The sequence below is a fragment of the Siccibacter colletis genome, assembly GCF_025914095.1.
Lineage (GTDB): Bacteria > Pseudomonadota > Gammaproteobacteria > Enterobacterales > Enterobacteriaceae > Siccibacter > Siccibacter colletis.
The window spans coordinates 1,937,239-1,954,206 of record NZ_CP074352.1 but is presented as its reverse complement, the minus strand read 5'-3'; the positions used below and the strand labels follow the sequence as shown (position 1 = coordinate 1,954,206).

General features: G+C 53.4%; 17 protein-coding genes. 8 read left to right on the top strand and 9 right to left on the bottom strand.

Going from position 1 to position 16,968, the window contains the following annotated elements:
* Positions 1-10: 10 nt before the first annotated feature.
* From KFZ77_RS09345 to KFZ77_RS09330, 4 genes are all read left to right on the top strand, one after another.
* On the top strand, positions 11-349 hold the full coding sequence (locus KFZ77_RS09345; RefSeq protein WP_152548408.1) for a hypothetical protein: 339 nt from the start codon (positions 11-13) through the stop codon (positions 347-349).
* Entirely contained in the window at positions 339-881 is a 543-nt protein-coding gene (locus tag KFZ77_RS09340) for an RNA polymerase sigma factor (protein ID WP_051640565.1), read from the top strand. The genes KFZ77_RS09345 and KFZ77_RS09340 overlap by 11 nt, the downstream gene beginning before the upstream one ends.
* A 162-nt stretch (positions 882-1,043) precedes the next feature.
* Entirely contained in the window at positions 1,044-2,534 is a 1,491-nt protein-coding gene (locus KFZ77_RS09335; RefSeq protein WP_051640566.1) for a PAS domain-containing sensor histidine kinase, read from the top strand.
* A gap of 3 nt (positions 2,535-2,537) precedes the next feature.
* Entirely contained in the window at positions 2,538-3,179 is a 642-nt protein-coding gene (locus KFZ77_RS09330) for a response regulator (RefSeq protein ID WP_031523846.1), read from the top strand.
* A gap of 208 nt (positions 3,180-3,387) precedes the next feature.
* Here the strand turns inward: KFZ77_RS09330 and KFZ77_RS09325 are convergent, their stop codons facing one another.
* The gene (locus tag KFZ77_RS09325) at positions 3,388-4,473 is read right to left on the bottom strand and encodes an acyltransferase family protein (RefSeq protein WP_264386103.1); all 1,086 of its coding nucleotides are present in this window, start codon (positions 4,471-4,473) and stop codon (positions 3,388-3,390) included.
* 275 nt (positions 4,474-4,748) lie between these two features.
* On the opposite strand from KFZ77_RS09325, the gene KFZ77_RS09320 reads away from it, so the two are divergent.
* The 4 genes from KFZ77_RS09320 (at position 4,749) to KFZ77_RS09305 (ending at position 9,210) form a co-directional block, all read left to right on the top strand.
* On the top strand, positions 4,749-5,984 hold the full coding sequence (locus KFZ77_RS09320) for a hypothetical protein (protein WP_264386102.1): 1,236 nt from the start codon (positions 4,749-4,751) through the stop codon (positions 5,982-5,984).
* Between the two features lie 12 nt (positions 5,985-5,996).
* A complete protein-coding gene (locus KFZ77_RS09315) occupies positions 5,997-7,265 on the top strand; it encodes a hypothetical protein (protein WP_264386101.1) in 1,269 nt (422 codons plus the stop codon).
* Between the two features lie 156 nt (positions 7,266-7,421).
* Entirely contained in the window at positions 7,422-8,198 is a 777-nt protein-coding gene (locus KFZ77_RS09310; protein WP_264386100.1) for an MBL fold metallo-hydrolase, read from the top strand.
* Between the two features lie 49 nt (positions 8,199-8,247).
* Positions 8,248-9,210, top strand: coding sequence for a GlxA family transcriptional regulator (locus tag KFZ77_RS09305; RefSeq protein ID WP_264386099.1), 963 nt, complete (start codon positions 8,248-8,250; stop codon positions 9,208-9,210).
* Between the two features lie 4 nt (positions 9,211-9,214).
* On the opposite strand, the gene KFZ77_RS09300 is transcribed toward KFZ77_RS09305, so the two are convergent.
* The 8 genes from KFZ77_RS09300 to KFZ77_RS09265 form a co-directional block, all read right to left on the bottom strand.
* Positions 9,215-10,504 carry an E3 ubiquitin ligase family protein gene (locus tag KFZ77_RS09300; RefSeq protein ID WP_264386098.1) on the bottom strand — a complete coding sequence of 430 codons (1,290 nt, stop codon included), beginning with the start codon at positions 10,502-10,504 and terminating at the stop codon, positions 9,215-9,217.
* 61 nt (positions 10,505-10,565) lie between these two features.
* Positions 10,566-11,126: a LemA family protein gene (locus KFZ77_RS09295; RefSeq protein WP_264386097.1), complete on the bottom strand. Its 561-nt coding sequence runs from the start codon at positions 11,124-11,126 to the stop codon at positions 10,566-10,568.
* Positions 11,123-11,389, bottom strand: coding sequence for a type VI secretion system PAAR protein (locus KFZ77_RS09290; protein WP_031523858.1), 267 nt, complete (start codon positions 11,387-11,389; stop codon positions 11,123-11,125). The genes KFZ77_RS09295 and KFZ77_RS09290 overlap by 4 nt, the downstream gene beginning before the upstream one ends.
* Before the next feature lie 125 nt (positions 11,390-11,514).
* The gene (locus KFZ77_RS09285; RefSeq protein WP_264386096.1) at positions 11,515-12,462 is read right to left on the bottom strand and encodes an IdsF; all 948 of its coding nucleotides are present in this window, start codon (positions 12,460-12,462) and stop codon (positions 11,515-11,517) included.
* Complete coding sequence (locus KFZ77_RS09280; RefSeq protein WP_264386095.1) at positions 12,413-14,011, bottom strand: hypothetical protein; 1,599 nt, start codon at positions 14,009-14,011, stop codon at positions 12,413-12,415. The genes KFZ77_RS09285 and KFZ77_RS09280 overlap by 50 nt, the downstream gene beginning before the upstream one ends.
* Before the next feature lie 93 nt (positions 14,012-14,104).
* Positions 14,105-15,019, bottom strand: coding sequence for an IdsF (locus tag KFZ77_RS09275; protein ID WP_264386094.1), 915 nt, complete (start codon positions 15,017-15,019; stop codon positions 14,105-14,107).
* A gap of 17 nt (positions 15,020-15,036) precedes the next feature.
* Positions 15,037-15,849: a DUF4123 domain-containing protein gene (locus KFZ77_RS09270; protein ID WP_264386093.1), complete on the bottom strand. Its 813-nt coding sequence runs from the start codon at positions 15,847-15,849 to the stop codon at positions 15,037-15,039.
* Positions 15,850-15,911: 62 nt separating this feature from the next.
* Positions 15,912-16,892, bottom strand: coding sequence for a hypothetical protein (locus tag KFZ77_RS09265; RefSeq protein WP_264386092.1), 981 nt, complete (start codon positions 16,890-16,892; stop codon positions 15,912-15,914).
* Positions 16,893-16,968: the final 76 nt, after the last annotated feature.

Sequence of the window (16,968 nt, the reverse complement as noted above, 5' to 3'; positions counted from 1 at the left end):
GAACTCCTCGTTGGTCATCACCCCCATTCAGTGTCGGCGGCGGCCTCGCGGTTCCAGAAAAAGTAAAAAAATCCCGATGAAATATTTCAGGAACGGCAGCGCCATTTTGCGCACCCAGCAAGAAGGAGGTGCAGGGAAAATATATCGCAGCGGCAAAATGCAATTAATTGCATTCGCGATCCTGCGGCGAAAACAAAAATTGTCTCAGATAAGTCCTGGAGGGGAATTAAAAAGTACGCAAAACAGCGAATTATCTGCTGCTCCGCTGCTGGCACAGCCCTTGCTATGTCATGGAGGTCACGATGACATCCACCGGAGAGAAAATAATGTTCAGCACCATGACCCCTGATATCGCAGAAACTCAATTTGCAAATGATGTTGCGTTAAATGTGAACTGGGACGAGGTTTTTCTCACGCATAATAAAAAGCTGCTCAATTTCATTCGAAAGCGAATTGCCAATCCTGAGGACGGGGAAGATATTCTGCAAATGACCTGCCTCGAAGTGTTGCGTAATCGCCATAAATTTATGGGCGCATCACGTCCGGAAACCTGGGTGTTTGGTATTGCGGTTAATCTGATTCGCAATTACTACAAGAGCCAGCACAGCGTCGGGCTGCTGGAGTGTCTGGACGATGAGATCACCGCCGACCTGCTGCTGGAGAACGACCCGTGCGACCTGACGGAGCACCGTCAATTGCTGCAAAATACCCTCGATTCGATTGATTCGCTGGCACCGGATATTAAATCGATGCTCTCGATCCTGGTGGAGGAAGAAGGCAGTTATCAGGATGTGGCCCAGCATCTGAATATTCCCCTCGGCACCGTGCGTTCACGTCTGTCGCGCGCCAGAGAAGCGTTAAAAACGCGTATTTATGCCTGAGGCGAATATTGACAATAGTCTGACATGATTAAGCTGCTACTATGTTGTTAACGTCAATTAACCCGACACCTGAAATAGTTCAGAGGAGAAAGTTAATGCCACCAATATTATGGGTTGCCGATGTTCACCGGTGACGACGTCAGCAAAAACATAGAGGGAATTATGCTACTGCAGGCTATTGCAAACCGTCCTGAATATAGCGATCGCGAGACGGCAAATTTATCTGACATTGCACTTAATCGAGTGCATGACGCGATATATCTGATTGATTGTGATCTGCGTATCAAATATGTCAATGATAAAGCCTGTGAGCTGCTGGGATATTCGCGCGAAGCGTTTTCCCGGCTCTCTTTCTCCAGTATCGATCCGGAACTGCGCGATGATGATGTCTTCGCCCTGTGGTGGAAGCTCAGCGTGCGCCCGGAAGGTATTACCTTCACCTCGCACCATGCCGGTCACAACGGCGAGCTGATTCCGGTTGAAATCAGCTGCGTCGGCTACGACCAGCGCGGCGAGGAGCACATTCTCTGCATCGTGCACGACGTGCGCGAACTGCGTCGGCAGAAAGAGCAGCAGCGGCTGCGCGAGAAGCAGATGAATATGGTGGTGGAGAACTCCCCCGATCTGATCCTGCGTTTTGACCTCAATACCCGCTGCCTCTATGCCAACCCGGCGGTGCAGAACTGGTTTGGCGTCAGCGAGCAGGAAATCCACCATAAACCGCTCACCGAAAGCGTGCCGAAAGGCGACGTCGGGCTGAGCTTTTTTAAGCTGGTATCGAAAACGCTGGTGGATGAGAAAGGCGCGGAGGATGAGCTGACGCTGCAGCGCTATGGCAGGAAACGTACCCTGCACGTGCGCTGCGTGCCGGAATATGACCTGGCGGGCAAGATGGTGAGCGTACTGGCCGTCGGGCGTGACATCACCCCGATCCGTCAGACCGAAGAGGAGCTGCGGGCCGCCCACCAGCAGCTGCGCATGCTGGCGCAGAATTTCGAGCAGGATCGCGAAGCGGAGCGCAAGCAGCTGGCGCGGGATATTCACGACGAGCTGGGCCAGCATCTTACGTCGCTGCGCACCGGTTTGTCGCTGCTGGCGATGCGTGCCGGCCAGCCTCTCGCCGGACAGCGCGAGCAGCTCGATAATCTGATGGGGCTGGTGGACAGCACGATTCAGGTGGTGCGGGATGTCTCGACGCGCCTGCGGCCGAACGTGCTGAATCTGGGCCTGATCCCGGCGCTGGAGTGGCTGCGCGATCGGTTCAACAAGGATGGCGGCTGCCGCTGTATCCTGGTGGCGCCGGACGAAAGCGCCGTCAATCTGGATGAAGCGACGCTCACCGCCGCGTTCCGCGTGGTGCAGGAGTCGTTAACCAACGTGGCGCGCCACGCCAGCGCCAGTACGGTCTATATCATCGTTAAACCGCAGCCTGACACCATCACTATTGAGGTTGTCGATAACGGCAAGGGTTTCAACGCCGCGCGGGTGCGTAAAAACGCCTTTGGCCTGCCAGGCATTCAGGAGCGGGCGCGGATGCTCAATGGCGAAGCGACGATCGTCAGCGCGCGCGGCAAAGGCACCCGGGTGCGGCTGAGCTTTCCCCTGCCCGGCTCGCGTTCCCAGACCTGCGGCGATAAACATAAAGGAGAATAAACAATGGAAGAGCGGATACGGCTGATGATTGCCGAAGATCACGCCATCATGCGCGAAGGCCTGAAGCAGATATTCGCCCTTGATGACGCAATTGACGTGGTGTGCGAAGCGCCGGACGGCGGCCAGGTGCTGGAGCGCCTGCGCCATCATCAGGTAAACCTGCTGCTGCTGGATCTCTCGATGCCGGGCATCAGCGGTGAAGACCTGATCCACCGCATCAGGCCGCAGTATCCTGCGCTGCGCATTCTGGTGCTGAGCATGTACAACGAGCCGCAGATCGCCCGCCGGGTGTTAGGCAGCGGCGCGCTGGGCTACATCACCAAAGACAAACCGCCGGAGGCGCTGTTGAAGGCGATTCGTACCGTGGCGCGCGGCTCCCGCTACATCGACCACGACCTCGCCCAGGAGATTGTGTTTTCCGACTATCAGGGCAACAACCGCGCAGCGCATGAGAGCCTGACCATGCGTGAACGGCAGATCATGATCATGCTGGCGCATGGCGAGACCATCAACGCTATCGCCGATACGTTATCCATCAGCAATAAAACCGTCAGCACCTACAAGTCACGCATGATGAAGCGCATGAACTTCACCAATAATGCCGACATCGTGAAATACTCCCTGAGCCACAATCTGGTGCGCTGACCCCCGCGCGGCGGGTCGCATCCCGCCGCGACAATCTTAAAATTAAAGCGAACATTTAAGATATTATGGACTTTTAGAAGCAGCGTGAGCCTTATTATATAAGGCTCACCATTTACTCAGAGTTTATTGGTTCCTGGCTGAATGTAGCGTTATGAGCGTTACATCCAGATGGGAATTTAACGTTGTGCAACATCAAATCATATAATGATCAAAGGCGTGAAATTATTTTTTTCCCGAGATTAATTGCTGGGGTTTCAATATGTTCGTAACACATTTTCGAGGCAACCATAAGCAATAAAATAAAAATAATATATATGGGCATGGCATCTGATTTCATGTCAAGGCCTAAATTAGGCAACTGCTTAGTGAAAAAAGAGAACATCACACCATGCAGAAGATACATTGAATATGATATCTCACCTAAAAATTTAAATGCGTTATGCAGGAAAGGAAAGTTTTTCAAGTCTTTTAATATAAACACCAATGCTACAAGGCTAATAACAATTATTGATAGTGCAACCCTATCAAATCCAGTAACAATTGTTATTTGGTTGCCGCTACCCGGGAATAAACAAAAAATGGTTGCTAACAGCACGATCAAGCATAGGCTATAGTGCTTGTTGGCGTTAAAATTGTAGAGTGCATAACTAAGGAAAACGCCAGAAATAAAGTAAATAATGTTATTGAAAGGATTAATGTAGTGCTTCCATTGCGCAGAAAGCGAGAATGAATCGCTTAAATAGAAAAAACTAAAAAAACAAAACAAAATCAAACAAATAGCGATTAATGTACATTGTCCTGCGCGACTTTTCACTAACATAAGAATAGCAGGAAAAAGAGAGTAATAAAAAATCTCATTACCAATAGACCAGCCTCCTACAACAATGTAGTCAGCTGGTTTATATATACCAAAAAGAAGAGTGGCATTTAAAATCAATGTGCTCACATCACGAGAAATGCCATTGCCATAAGTAAACCAATACAATATCACCAAAACCATAGCCAGCCAATACACAGGGAGCAACCTGAAGTATCTTTTGATAATAAAAATTTTATAGTGCCGCCAACTTAATTTATCATTGTGATGCGCAAGATAAAGAGCGCACCCACTTATGATAAAAAATATTGAGACAGCATAAATACCTAATTTGCCAAGTAAAGTGGAAGCATCTTGAGGATACCCGACCCAACCAGCAAAATGATATGAGACCACGCAAAGCGCCATAACACCACGGAGATAATCGATAGAATAAACGCGCATATTTTGAATATTATAGATAAGTTTATCTGTCATGATACATGATTGATAAACCCCTGACAACCACTCACCACTAAAACCTGTTATATCTGAAGTAAAAACATAGTTTTCATCTAACAATAATTAATAACAACCGACATCAGTGATTAATTTTTACCCCACTCCATTGCTTACCCACTACATAATTATTCTTCTTTACACGAAATAAAATTTCAAAAATTGATCTTTTGAAAATTCTATTCTGCTGCCCCGGAACCCGCCCCGCGATTTTGCCACTCACCGGTAACCCCTTTACCGTGAGGACCCAGGTCATGCCCTCTGGCATTAATGCTGCAACCACAGCTGCACACGCCCGTACGCTGCTTCATCATCCGTCGCATCATGCGCCAGTAGCCAGTCAGACGCAGACACCGCGCCCGACGCATCCGGGAAGCGGCATCACTCGGATTGGTCAGCAGAGCGTCACGCTTTCCCCGCTAAACCAGTCCGGCTTTGTCTCCTCCTTCGGGAATGCCAACAGCGCCCGCATCAGCCACACCAGCCGAATGGGCATCAACCCGGCGTTTGCCCGCCAGGTGCTGAACGATCCGGCGCTTCGCCAGTCGGCGGCACGGGACGTCGCCCGCATCCGCAATATGGGGCTGGAGCGTTTTCCGGCGCTCAATCATATTGCTCAGGAGATGGCGCATCAGGCGCTGCAGCGCACGGACCCACGCCAGCACAGCGATATCTCCTCTGCCCTCGATGACTACCGCAGCACCGATGGCGGGCATGTTCTGATGAGCATCAGCGCGATGGGATTTCCTGACCTGCGCAGCTACCTGCACAGCATTGACCCCCATCGCGACCCCGAGGAGCACCTGCAGGACTTTGTCGCGTCGTTTGCCAGCCGCTACAACTGCCTCAGCGGTTATGAGAGTGATGAAGAGGAGGCGATGGACGATGTGCGCAACCGCCTGGAAGCGCTGCTGCCGGAGCAGGCCAGAATCCTGACGGACTACCTCCATCAGGCGCCGCGCCTGTCTGAAATGCCGTTGCTGCGTGGCTCGACCGGGGGTGACGATCCGCTGCGCTCGCTGGATAACACGCTGCGCGCCATGCTGCGCGGCGAAGGCCTGCACTTCAACAGCTTCCTCAGTACCACCTCCAGCTACGATGCGGCGATGGACTTTACCGGCAAGCTCAGCAGCTCCGGCTTTGGCACCCCGCTCTACACCATCGACTTCACCGACCGGGCTAACGAGGCGCACAACGAAGTGCTGCGGCGGGACGCGCTGCAGGCGCTGGACAGCGGCAACAGTGACGACGCGCGTAAATCGCTGCTCTGTCTGATGCGGCCGGACAATGCCGCCGGGGTAAGCGTAAATGCCACCGAACAGGCGCTCAACCCGCACGCCGGTGAAGGGCATATTACCGGCCAGGAGAACGAGATGCTGCTCGCTCCCGGCCACGTTTTTATTCCGCAACAGCTGATCCGTCACGATGACGGGTTTATCGCTATCGGCGCGTTGCGCTACGCCCGCGATGCCAATACCGCGCTGAACTAAGGAGAACAACCCGTGCCAGTACAGAACCATTACGCCCATCGCATGAACCCAACGTCTGCGGCTTCCGCCTTGCAGCAGCCGGCCGCCCCCGCATCGTCCACCCACGGTGCGCAATCTGCCAGCGCGGCGACCGCACCGGGGCACCACGCAGTACGGGTGCATGGCCGGCCCATCATCACGCGTCCGCTCAACAACAGCGGCTTTCTGTCAGCGTTCAGCGATGAGCGGTCACGGCGGATCCAGCAGCGCGCCCGGCATCCGATCCACCCCGGCCAGGCGCAACAGCTGCGGGCGAATGCCGACGCCCTTGCCCGCCATGCCAGCGCCGATCTCGATCGCATTTGCGAGATGGATAAATATACCGTCGAGGCGACTCATGAGCTACTGGATCGGCGCACCGCAGAGATGGCCGCCCGTCTGCCGCCCGAGCAGAAACAAAACGTTGCCGCAGCGCTCAATCACTATCGCGCCGCCCATGCCGGTGATTTTGTGATGATGAATATCGCGGCGATGGGGTATCAGGATCTGACGCACTACCTGGTCAGCACTAACGATAAATTCCGCGATCCGGAGGAGGTGCAGGAATTTCTGCATCAGTTTGCATCAGATTTCTTTCTCTACCCCAGCTCTGAAGATGCGGCAAATGAAGAGGAACACGAACGTAACGCCAACGCCGTTATTGAACAGTTGCGCACCCGTATTCCGGACACCCTCGCCGGGCCGGTGGCTTCGCTGGCGAGTTTTATTGATACCGCGCCCCGGCTGTCCGGCGTACCGCTGATGCGCGGTCAGTCCGGGATTGGTCATGACGGTGAGTTCGAGGGCGACCGGATCGTCAGCGCGCTGCTTAACGGTGAAAACCTGCGTTTCAACGGCTTTTGCAGCACCAGCGGCGACTATGACATCGCGGAAAACTTTGCCACCCAGCAGCAGGAGAAACTGATGGGGGAACCGCTCTACACCATCGATTTGACGACAAACAGCGTTAAAGATGAGTGCCTGCGCCGCGATGCGCTGCGCGCGCTGGAGAACGAGCCGGAGGGGGCGACATCGATACAGTTTATGCTCAAAACGGAACAGGCAGCGGGCGTCAGCGTTCCCGCGCTGGGTCAGGCATTAAGTGACGAGCCACAGGAGCATATGACGGATGTTGAATCCGAAATCCTGCTCGGGCCGGGCCACTATCTGCAAGCAGAGCAGCTGATTCGAATGGAGCATGGCTACGTGATCGCCGGCACGCTGCGCAATGGCAACGCGCCGGCGGCAAACGACCCGCAGTAAAGCTTCTGGCCTGGGCATCTGCCCAGGCTCTGATCCCGATTATGTCACGTTTTATTCTGGCCCGATTCCATCGTTAGTTGACCATCAGGCTACTCATCAGACGTTTTGAGACGCTCTAAACTGGCTTCACTGACCACATGAACCCTGGAGTAGATGATGAAACTGACCCAAATTCGCAACGCCACCCTGCTGCTGGAGTACGCCGGCACCCGTTTTCTGATTGACCCGATGCTGGCCGAAAAAGAGGCCTGGGAAGGTTTCCCCGGCACGGCACGCTCGCACCTGCGCAACCCCCGCGTCGCGCTGCCGCTGCCGCTGGAAACCCTGCTTGATGTCGATGCCATTCTTGTCACCCACACCCATCGCGATCACTGGGATGAAGCCGCGGTCGCCACTATTCCCAAAGCAATGCCGATCTACACCCAGAACGACAGCGACGCGACGCTGATCCGCAGCCAGGGCTTCAGCAACGTTCAGCCGCTGGCTGACAGCAACACGCTTGCGGGGATTGGCATTCATAAAACCGATGGCCAGCACGGCAGCGATGCCGCGTATGCCATTCCGGAGGTGGCCGCTTTCCTGGGGGATGCCTGTGGACTGGTGTTTACCCATGCCGACGAAAAAACGCTGTATATCGCCGGGGATACCATCTGGGTGAAACCCTATGAGGAGAGCCTGGCGCGCTGGAATCCGGACGTGGTGGTGCTGAACGCCGGTTTCGCGCAGGTGGATGATATTGGTGCCATTATTATGGGCAAAGAGGATGTGCTGCGCACGCACCGGGCGCTGCCGGACGCCATCGTCGTGGCCTCGCACATGGAGGCGGTCAACCACTGTCTGCTGACCCGGGGTGAACTGCGCACTTACGTGACGCAGCACGGGATCCAGGATAGCGTGGTGATCCCTGCCGACGGCGAGTCCTGTCTGTTCTGAGTGTATGACGCGCCGGGTGCGGCGCGTCCTGATTAACCGGAGTACCTGTATGCCTGCTCTTTCCGTGGCCGTGGTCGCCACGCCGGGTTTTAGCCCGTTTCACTTCTCGGTGCCCTGTACGCTGTTTGGTTTGATGATGCCGGAGCCGGACCGCTACCGGCTCAGCCTGTGTGCCGAGACGCCCGGCGTGGTGGATTCCGGCAACGGTATGCTGGTGCAGGTGGAGCATGGCCTGGAGCAAATCGCCCAGGCGGATGTGGTGATCGTTCCCTTCTGGCATCACCCGGAACAGAAGCCGTCCCAGGCGCTGCTGGACGCCATCGCCGCCGCCTGGGAGCGCGGCGCGGAAGTGGTCGGGCTGTGTCTCGGGACTTACGTACTGGCCTGGGCCGGGCTGCTCAATCACCATCGCGCGGCGACCCACTGGGAGTATGAGCGCGACTTTTCCCTGCGTTTTCCCGAGGTTCAGCTTGATACCAACGCGCTGTATATCGACGACGATCGGCTGATCACCTCCGCCGGTACCGCGGCAGGCATTGACTGCTGCCTGTATCTGGTGCGCAAACACTACGGCAGCGCGCTCGCCAACCGCGTGGCGCGAAGAATGGTGATGCCGCCCTACCGCGAAGGCGGTCAGGCGCAGTTTATCGAGCGCCCGGTACCGGAGAGCACCCGCGATGCACACATCAACCAGCTGCTGGACTACCTGCGGCGCAACCTGCATCTGACACACGATCTCGATACGCTGGCGCGCACCGTCAGCATGAGCCGCCGCACCTTTACTCGCCATTTTCAAAAAGCGACGGGGATGAGCGTTGGCGACTGGCTCACCGCCGAGCGTTTACAGCGCAGCCAGGAGCTGCTGGAAACCACCGATCGCAGCGTCGAGGCCGTCGCTGAACTGGCAGGTTTTCAGTCGCCGGTATCGTTCCGCCAGAGCTTCAAAACGCAGTTCGGCGTCAGCCCGAGCGAGTGGCGCAAAACTTTTCGCGGCGCGGCTCCCGGCATCTGATGACTCACCTTTTACGCCGCCTGACCGGCGGCTTTTTGCGTACCGGCGGCTCGTCCCGGTTGTAGTCATTCATTACCGCGGCCAGCTGGCAATAGTTCAGCACCACAAACACCGCGTAGCCGATGTGCAGAATAGCCCAGCACAGAAACAGATAGATGCTGTCAAACCCTGCGAGCTGCATGACGATCATGCCAACAAAGGACGCCGGGAAGCTGACGGCCACGGTGCCGGCGCACATTTTTGACAGCCGGGCCAGGAGCGGAATGCGCATGGTGGTGGCAAACAGCACCAGCGCAGGTATCGCGCCGAAGATGCCCAGTACCAGCATATAGCCCGGCGTGGTCACCAGCGTGGCGATGCTGGCCGGAAGCTCGACGCTCCCCTGCCCTGCGTCTGCGGCATTAAACAAATAGCGGTACGGCGGCCAGTCGGCGTAGTGGATCAGCAGCTTACCGTGCACCACTTCCAGCGGCAGCACGAGGATAAGCGCAGCAACAATTGCGATCGCCGCGGTGTAGCCATACCACACGGCAAGCTGGGCGTTGAGTTTCACCCGGCGTTTCAGATGCCCGACCGGGGCAATGCCAAACACGCGCCGGATGTTGTCGCGCACGATGCCCACGCCGCTGCCGCGACGTACCGCTTTTCCTACCAGCAGGTATTCCGCGCCGTGCTCCAGCACGTATTCCCGCGCAACCCGGTCACCGCTCTGCTGCTCCTTAAACACCGGCAGCACATACAGCCCCAGCCCCTTCGCATCGACCTGCACGTCCCCGGTGTCGTCCTCCAGCACAAAAGGCAAGCAGCGCTCCTCTTTGTGGATCAGCCGGGAACGGGTGTCGCCGTCATCATCGCGCTCCTCTTCGTGGATGGTGTGACGGTACCCGATGCAGCGTCGGCCACTGAGCGGCGCGGTCAGAGTCTTAACAGCGCGGGCGCGCCCCTGCAGCTCGACAATCCCCATTGCCAGCGAGCGGATCTTGCTGGTGGGTAAATTCTGCTGGTATTTAAAGAAGCGGCGTTCATCGCCAGGGATCAGCGAGATCAGCAGGATGATCAGGGCGAGCAGCGCGAAGCCCGGCCCGCCGAGGGCTGGCAAGGCCATAAACGCCGACAGCAGCAGCACCACCAGCAGCCCGCGCCAGAAGGTGCTGAACCCGCCCCCGCGGCTCGCGTTTTTCTGCCGTTTAGACGGCAGCATTTTCCACGCCTGCCACCCAAGAAACAGCACCATCAGGATGAGGAAGGTGAACGGCCCGAAGACCAGATTGAAAAGAACGTTGAGGAAATCCATTACGCGTTACGTCTTGTGTGAGGGGGTAACGCCGGAGCCATCCGACTCCGGCACATCGGTATCAGAGGGAGATGCCGGTATAGCGCGTCTCTTCGGGAGCAAACTGCAGCAGCGGCTTTGGCTGATAGCGCAACAGCCTGGCGAGGATCAGGTTGGGAAATTCATTGATCCCGACGTTGTACAGCGTCACGCTCTCGTTAAAGAACTCGCGGCGGTCGGCAATATTGTCTTCCAGCTGAGAGATACGGCGCTGCAGCTGCTGGTACGCCCTGCTTGCTTTCAGATCGGGATAATTTTCCGCCACCGCAAACAGCGATTTCAGCGCGCCGTCCATCCGGTTCACCAGGGTAATTTTCTCCTCCTGGGTGCCGGCATTCATAAACGCGGTGCGCAGTTCGGTGAGCTGCTGTAACGTCTGCTGCTCGTACCCGGCGCTGGCTTTAACCACCTTCACCAGCTCCGGCAGCTCGTCCACCCGCTGCTTGAGCAACACTTCGATATTGGCAAAGGCTTTATCGACGTGATGGCGCAGCATCACGATGCGGTTGTAGATGGAAATCAGCATCCCGACGCCGCCCAGCAGCACAAAAATCAGCAGGAGCAGCGCAAATAACGTGTTCATCCGATATTCACCGTGCCGCCGCCAATCACAACCCCGCCGCAGCCTACCGCATCCCCGGTGCGCGCGGCGGGCTTACCGTCGACAAACACCGTGCCAGACCCGGCGGCGATGGCGCGCGGATGCCCATGATCCGCCAGCGGATCGCCAACCCGCGCCAGCGGCACGCCGTCTACTTTTACCGTTGGCGAGCCGGCGGTGACCGGTGTCGCCGGATGACTGCCATGTGCGGTGCCGGTATCACCGACTTTTACTGCGTTTCCCATGATGAAATGTCCTTATAGTGGGCCAGAGTTCGCAATCAACCCCGACCGATGCGCCTGTACTGAGTGGAAGTTACTAAAGAAAGGCGTTGTACCGCGGCCAGAGACAGCCGCGGTGACAGCCAGCATTAACGAACCAGAACGACCTTGCCGTTAATGAGCGAGAAGTACGGGTTGTACACGAACACCACGTCGCCCTGCGCATTCTGGAATTGCAGCGGCGAGTTCTGGAAAAAGCCTGCCGCTAAACGGAACAGCCGTCCGCCACGATAGGTTTTCAGTTCGTAATTATCCCAGGCAATCGGCACCGGCGCGTACTGTTTATCGACCACATGCTCCGGGAAATCGGTGGAGAGTAATACCACACCTGGCGTGGTGCCCTCGGCCCAGGCCATTTCTTCGCTGGAGATGCGGGTAACTTTTTTCACCGCGTCAATATCCCGCGCTTTCATCATATTCCAGATATCGGCATAGGCTTTTTTAATCAGCGGCAGATCTTTTTCACTTACCGGCGTCGCATCCGACCAGGCCCAGCGCGGCAACCCTTTCGCCGTCACGGTGCTTTCAAGCTTATAGAGACCGAAGTCTTTCGGGTTTTTGGTGGTGCCTTCGAGGACTTTTGAGTGATACGCGCCGCCCTGATAATCGGCAGACTCCTGCGCAGTGATATTTCCCTGCGCATCGACCGTTAATCTAAATTCGGCAAGCGTAACGCTGTCGTCTTTCGTGTCTTTACTGGTAGTGACCTGACACGAGGAGTCGGGGAATAAGGTATGCGGATCGGCGTGATCCTGCGGCCCCATTAATAGCTCGATATGGTTAGGGCCATTCTCAAGGAACGCCGTTAAATTAAAACCCGCCGACATCGTACCAAAATCAGCGGTGGTGCTGTCGGCAGCGGGAAAATCATTAACCCGCAGGATGCAGGTGCTTTTATTGGTCTTGAAGGAGAAAAGGTATTTTTCGATAATCATGTCATCGGCCCTGGCAGAAAAAGTTGGCAGTAATAAAGCGCTCATCAGCACGCTAAGCGAGATTAAAACGCGCGGTTGAATCTTTCTTTTCCAGCTTGTCATGAATAATCCACTCCTTTTCAATGTTGTCACTCTTCCCTGATTTCCCGGTCGATGTATTTCTGCCTGGAAGGCCCTGGGACTGCGAAACACGTTCAGATTTAGACGCCAGCCCAACGGTGTAATTCACGTAGACTTTGGCGACGATGCCGTTGTGGTAAAATACCAAATCAAGCTTATCTTTTATAGAGTTATCTAAGCCCAGGCAGCCTTCGGCCACCGCTTTTCCGCCTACCGTTAACGCCCCGTTTGCAATATAAATGCGAATGCCCGCGCGCACGTTGGCCTCAATAGTCAGCTTAAGCTTTGCCTCAGCGCTATCGACTTTCTGCCACTCCCATTTATTCTTCGCATCAGATTTAAAGGCCAGCGTAAAAGCCACTTCGCCTTCGGCGACCAGTTCAAACTTCATGCCGGCAAAGGCCGCATTGCCGCCTTCCTGATAGCTTTGCTCACCCGAGGCCAGCTTTTCACGAACGGCAGCAAGCACCACATCGGCGCGATACCAGGCGGCGAACGCCTGCAGCAGATCGAGGGTGATTTTCATACCGACCAGCGGCGCAAGCCCGATCGACCCCTGCCTTTCGATATAAAGCGTCTTTGTGTCGGCATCCTCTTTCAGTTCGCCGCTGCCTTTAATCTCAAGCTTAGGGAAAATAATTTCGGTGGTAAGCACTTTAATTTTGCCGACGTCATCGGTAGAGAGCGCTTTCGTGACGGTATCAATGGCCTGCATTGATTTATTAATAAGCGATATCCGCTGGGCTTTACGTTCAAAATCTTTTTTCAGCGAGCCAGAATAATCCTGACTTATCCCAGCCATTTTCGCGGTGAGTTTGCCTTCTATTTCCAGCGAGCTGGTAATACCGTAGCGAGGTCGGCGGGTCCAGCCGCGATGCCCACGCTGCGGCATGCCTGCGCTGGTGTTCTGGGCGCGCTGCTGCTGCTTCAACTGCCTGTCGCTGTACTCATCCACGGTTTGCCCGACACCAATCGACACGCTGGTTTCCCATTTAAAATCGGGATAGACGTTGATATTGGCCCATACCGTTCCGCTCGGCGCGAGATTAATAATTTGAGACACCCCATCCGCGAACGTCAGTGGTTTTTGCACAAAGGCTTCGCCCTTACACTGCCCGACATGCAGCATATACGCCGTTTTCGGCATGACGGTTTTCACGTCTTTCGCTAATACGTAATCGACCAGAAAATCAATCGAGTCGTATCGGTCGAAGAACCGCACTTTGCTGCTGTCAAAACGCGCGGGGTAATTAGTCACGCCGTTATTAAAGGTCTTGAGCGTTTTACTCTGATCGATGCTGTAGATCTCACCCTGCGGGCATTTTGGGTTATGCGATACGCAGGCTTTCCCGGTTAAGGTGAGAGACAGCGGCACGCCTTTGCCGCCCTCGTCGATAGCATCCACAGAGTCGATAAACCCGTTTTGCTTATACGCGAAGGTTCTGTCTTTCACTTTTAAGGTGAAAGCATGAATACAGGTATCGGGGTTTTTACAGTTACACGATGGCGAACCGGCCGTCAGACTTGTCATTTATCATCCTTAAATTTGCAGAGGCGTATTAACGGTCTGTAAGTAGAGGTTGAAGCGTCAAATATGGAATCAGAAATACCACTGTCTTTAGCGTTATCTCACTAACACAACTTCACCATTAATCATCGAAAAATAGGGGGCCCAGGCATAAACAGCCTTGCCTTTAGCATTCATCATTTTCAACGGTGAGTTTTCGAAAAATCCTACAGTCATGTGAAAAAGGCGCCCGCCTCTGTATGTTTTGAGCCGGTATTTTTTCCAGTCTATGGGCATGGGGTGGAGAGTGTTATCTTCCACATATCTGGCGAGGTCGTTCGACCTGAATATAAATTCTTTCGAAACACCCTCAGCCAGGGATAGTTCTTCAGTCGAAAGCCTGGAAATATTTCGCAGCCCGGCAATGTCACGCTCCGACATCATGCGCCAGAGGCTTTCATAGGCGGCTTTGATTGCAGGCAGATCATTATCGGTAACTGGAGTAGCTCCAACCCATGCCCACTCAGGCAAGCCGGATAATGTCAGCTTCCTCTTTATTTTGAACAGACCATAGTCGCCTTTCTCAGAACTGTAGCCTTCAAAATTTGCTTCATTGCCCACGTCAGCACGATCGCTGTCATATTGAGTTTGGGAGATTATTTTATTTTTTTCGACTTCTAACCTGAACGTTGCAAGGACATGCCTATGGTTTTTCTCCTCATTGGTGAACGTAACCTCGCAACGACTCTCTTTATATAGTGTGTCAGGATTATTATGATCCATCGGCCCCATTAACAGTTCCACATCATTAACACCATTTTCCAGAAAAGCTGTAGTGTTAAATCCCATAGAGACAGTTCTTAGATCCGCAAGAGTACTGTCGCCACCAGGGAAATCATTCACCCGTAGCAGACACGTGCTTGTATTAGATGAAAATGAAATGATGTATATATTATCTGTGGTCGCATGGGCATTGGTATATGCACCTAACGCGATTATGCTGGATAAGACATTTGCCAATAATCTGCTCATTTTTCCCTTTCCTGGTTCTATAAAGGAACTTCACCTGTCTCCTGAATCAATAGCGATTCCGCTTTATATACACCCTCTTCGGCATCATCGCAGAGCACGGCTTTATAGTTTGCAGGTATCGACGCGACAGCGATGCAGTTCTTGTGACAGAACAAGCGGAACAGACCGCGAATGCTCCGATCATCCGTAATGCCTTGCGCTTTAAGCCAGCGGAAAGTGTTAGCGACGTCATCCGGGTCGATGGTGATGTTTTCCACCTGCCACTCCGCCATTTTCTCAACCAGCTGATCAACATAACGTTGTTCAAAAATTTCACTCAGCTGTTCCATCTGGGAGCTGGTGATCTGCATCATTTTGCGCCGTGAACCGCTGCCGCGCGGATATTGCTCACGTAATGCAGCAAAATTTTCAGTACGTTCATTTCCTCCATAGCGCGTAGAAATAGTTTCTACAGGCCCCAAAAATGAGTGTTGATCCCAGGGAGGTAATATGTCGAGCATCGCCCAGATATTTCGCGGATCGTAGAAGCGAAACAGGACGGGTTTCTCCTCATCCGGAATCTGGACGTGAAGGTATTTTCGCAGGTGCTGGCGTAGCGCCGGCATTTCTACAGAACTGGTAACAATGATGCCCCAGGGTGTCTCCCGCTTGAGTAACCAGCTGTGAACGTCAGGCGTAACCTGTACCAGCCACGGCGCAAGACACCCGATCTCATCCGGTACCGGATCGGCATAAAGACATGCATGCGGCGGGTCGAGTTCATCAAGCATAGTGAATAGCGCTGGCTCAGCGGCAGCATCAATGATTGCCCAGTTTACAGGAGTACGCATTTTTAACTTTCTACCTCAATGCCAGGGGGATTTGAAGGATGTGTGATACCGAATTGCCAGGCTTAAATGACAGGTATGAATTTACCATCAATGAGCGAAAATATAGGGGAGTACGTGCCTATAAGTTCATCATTTTCATCATCCTCAACCAAATACGAGACAGGTGAAAATGTTGGCGCTGATTTATTGACGAAACGCACCAGGCGTCCTTTGTTCATGACTTCAACTTTGTAATCGAACCAATCTATTGGGAGCATTTTGAATGTAGAGTTTTCGAGATCAGTTACAAAATCCAGATCATTGTAGATGTTCGCTTTGTCAGTATTGGTGGATATACTCCATGCATTTAAACTTTCATCAATTTGAGATTTTATGGCGTTGTTATTTTTCGAAGCAAAGGCTCGCCATAGTTCAGAATATGCATTCTGCAGCGCCAATATTTGCTCCCTGGAACCGGTAAAAGGTGTAGCATCAGTCCATTTCCACTTCGGTAATCCACTGATGCTTAATGTTTTCGTAAATCTATATACATCCATATCTTTTGGAAAGTCGTATTTATTAAAGTAATCTTCCATAAAATGGCCCTCTTCTATCTGTACAGCTTTTATTTTTTCTACTTTGCTGATATTTATAGAACCACTTTTGTTGCTAGTTCCTTTTTCATAAGGCTCGTTTTCTTCGTTGATTGCAACATATATTGTATTCAAGGTAATTGTTTTCCCATTGCCTGAAGCTATCAACGAAAGTTGACATGAAGCATTCGGGTCGAATTTCCCCTTAGGGGAGTCACTCTTTGCCGTAAACCAATCCAGAGAAGCTATTTCAAGAGAAATATTGTTTATCCCATTCTCCAGGAATAACATCGAATTAGTGCTTGATGTTCCGTACCCGCGGCCAGCCAGAGCAGAGTTTCGATTATCCATCCCTAAGACGCCGTTAGTTTTGATGGCGCAGAAGGACTGGTTGATATCAAACAGAGAGCGTAAGCTCGACTTATCACTGGAAGCATAAGTGAAAATTGATACTAATAACCCTGTTAACATAAGTGAGTTCACAACGACGTTTTTAATAGTCATCTGATTTATTTTTTACGCAGCCAAAGAAAATGATTTATCTCTG

Coding starts and splice junctions, on each gene's coding strand:
- KFZ77_RS09340 (WP_051640565.1), top strand. CDS start 339: ATGACCCCTGATATCGCAGAAACTCAATTTGCAAATGATGTTGCGTTA.
- KFZ77_RS09335 (WP_051640566.1), top strand. CDS start 1,044: ATGCTACTGCAGGCTATTGCAAACCGTCCTGAATATAGCGATCGCGAG.
- KFZ77_RS09330 (WP_031523846.1), top strand. CDS start 2,538: ATGGAAGAGCGGATACGGCTGATGATTGCCGAAGATCACGCCATCATG.
- KFZ77_RS09325 (WP_264386103.1), bottom strand. CDS start 4,473: ATGACAGATAAACTTATCTATAATATTCAAAATATGCGCGTTTATTCT.
- KFZ77_RS09320 (WP_264386102.1), top strand. CDS start 4,749: ATGCCCTCTGGCATTAATGCTGCAACCACAGCTGCACACGCCCGTACG.
- KFZ77_RS09310 (WP_264386100.1), top strand. CDS start 7,422: ATGAAACTGACCCAAATTCGCAACGCCACCCTGCTGCTGGAGTACGCC.
- KFZ77_RS09305 (WP_264386099.1), top strand. CDS start 8,248: ATGCCTGCTCTTTCCGTGGCCGTGGTCGCCACGCCGGGTTTTAGCCCG.
- KFZ77_RS09300 (WP_264386098.1), bottom strand. CDS start 10,504: ATGGATTTCCTCAACGTTCTTTTCAATCTGGTCTTCGGGCCGTTCACC.
- KFZ77_RS09295 (WP_264386097.1), bottom strand. CDS start 11,126: ATGAACACGTTATTTGCGCTGCTCCTGCTGATTTTTGTGCTGCTGGGC.
- KFZ77_RS09290 (WP_031523858.1), bottom strand. CDS start 11,389: ATGGGAAACGCAGTAAAAGTCGGTGATACCGGCACCGCACATGGCAGT.
- KFZ77_RS09285 (WP_264386096.1), bottom strand. CDS start 12,462: ATGACAAGCTGGAAAAGAAAGATTCAACCGCGCGTTTTAATCTCGCTT.
- KFZ77_RS09280 (WP_264386095.1), bottom strand. CDS start 14,011: ATGACAAGTCTGACGGCCGGTTCGCCATCGTGTAACTGTAAAAACCCC.
- KFZ77_RS09275 (WP_264386094.1), bottom strand. CDS start 15,019: ATGAGCAGATTATTGGCAAATGTCTTATCCAGCATAATCGCGTTAGGT.
- KFZ77_RS09270 (WP_264386093.1), bottom strand. CDS start 15,849: ATGCGTACTCCTGTAAACTGGGCAATCATTGATGCTGCCGCTGAGCCA.
- KFZ77_RS09265 (WP_264386092.1), bottom strand. CDS start 16,892: ATGTTAACAGGGTTATTAGTATCAATTTTCACTTATGCTTCCAGTGAT.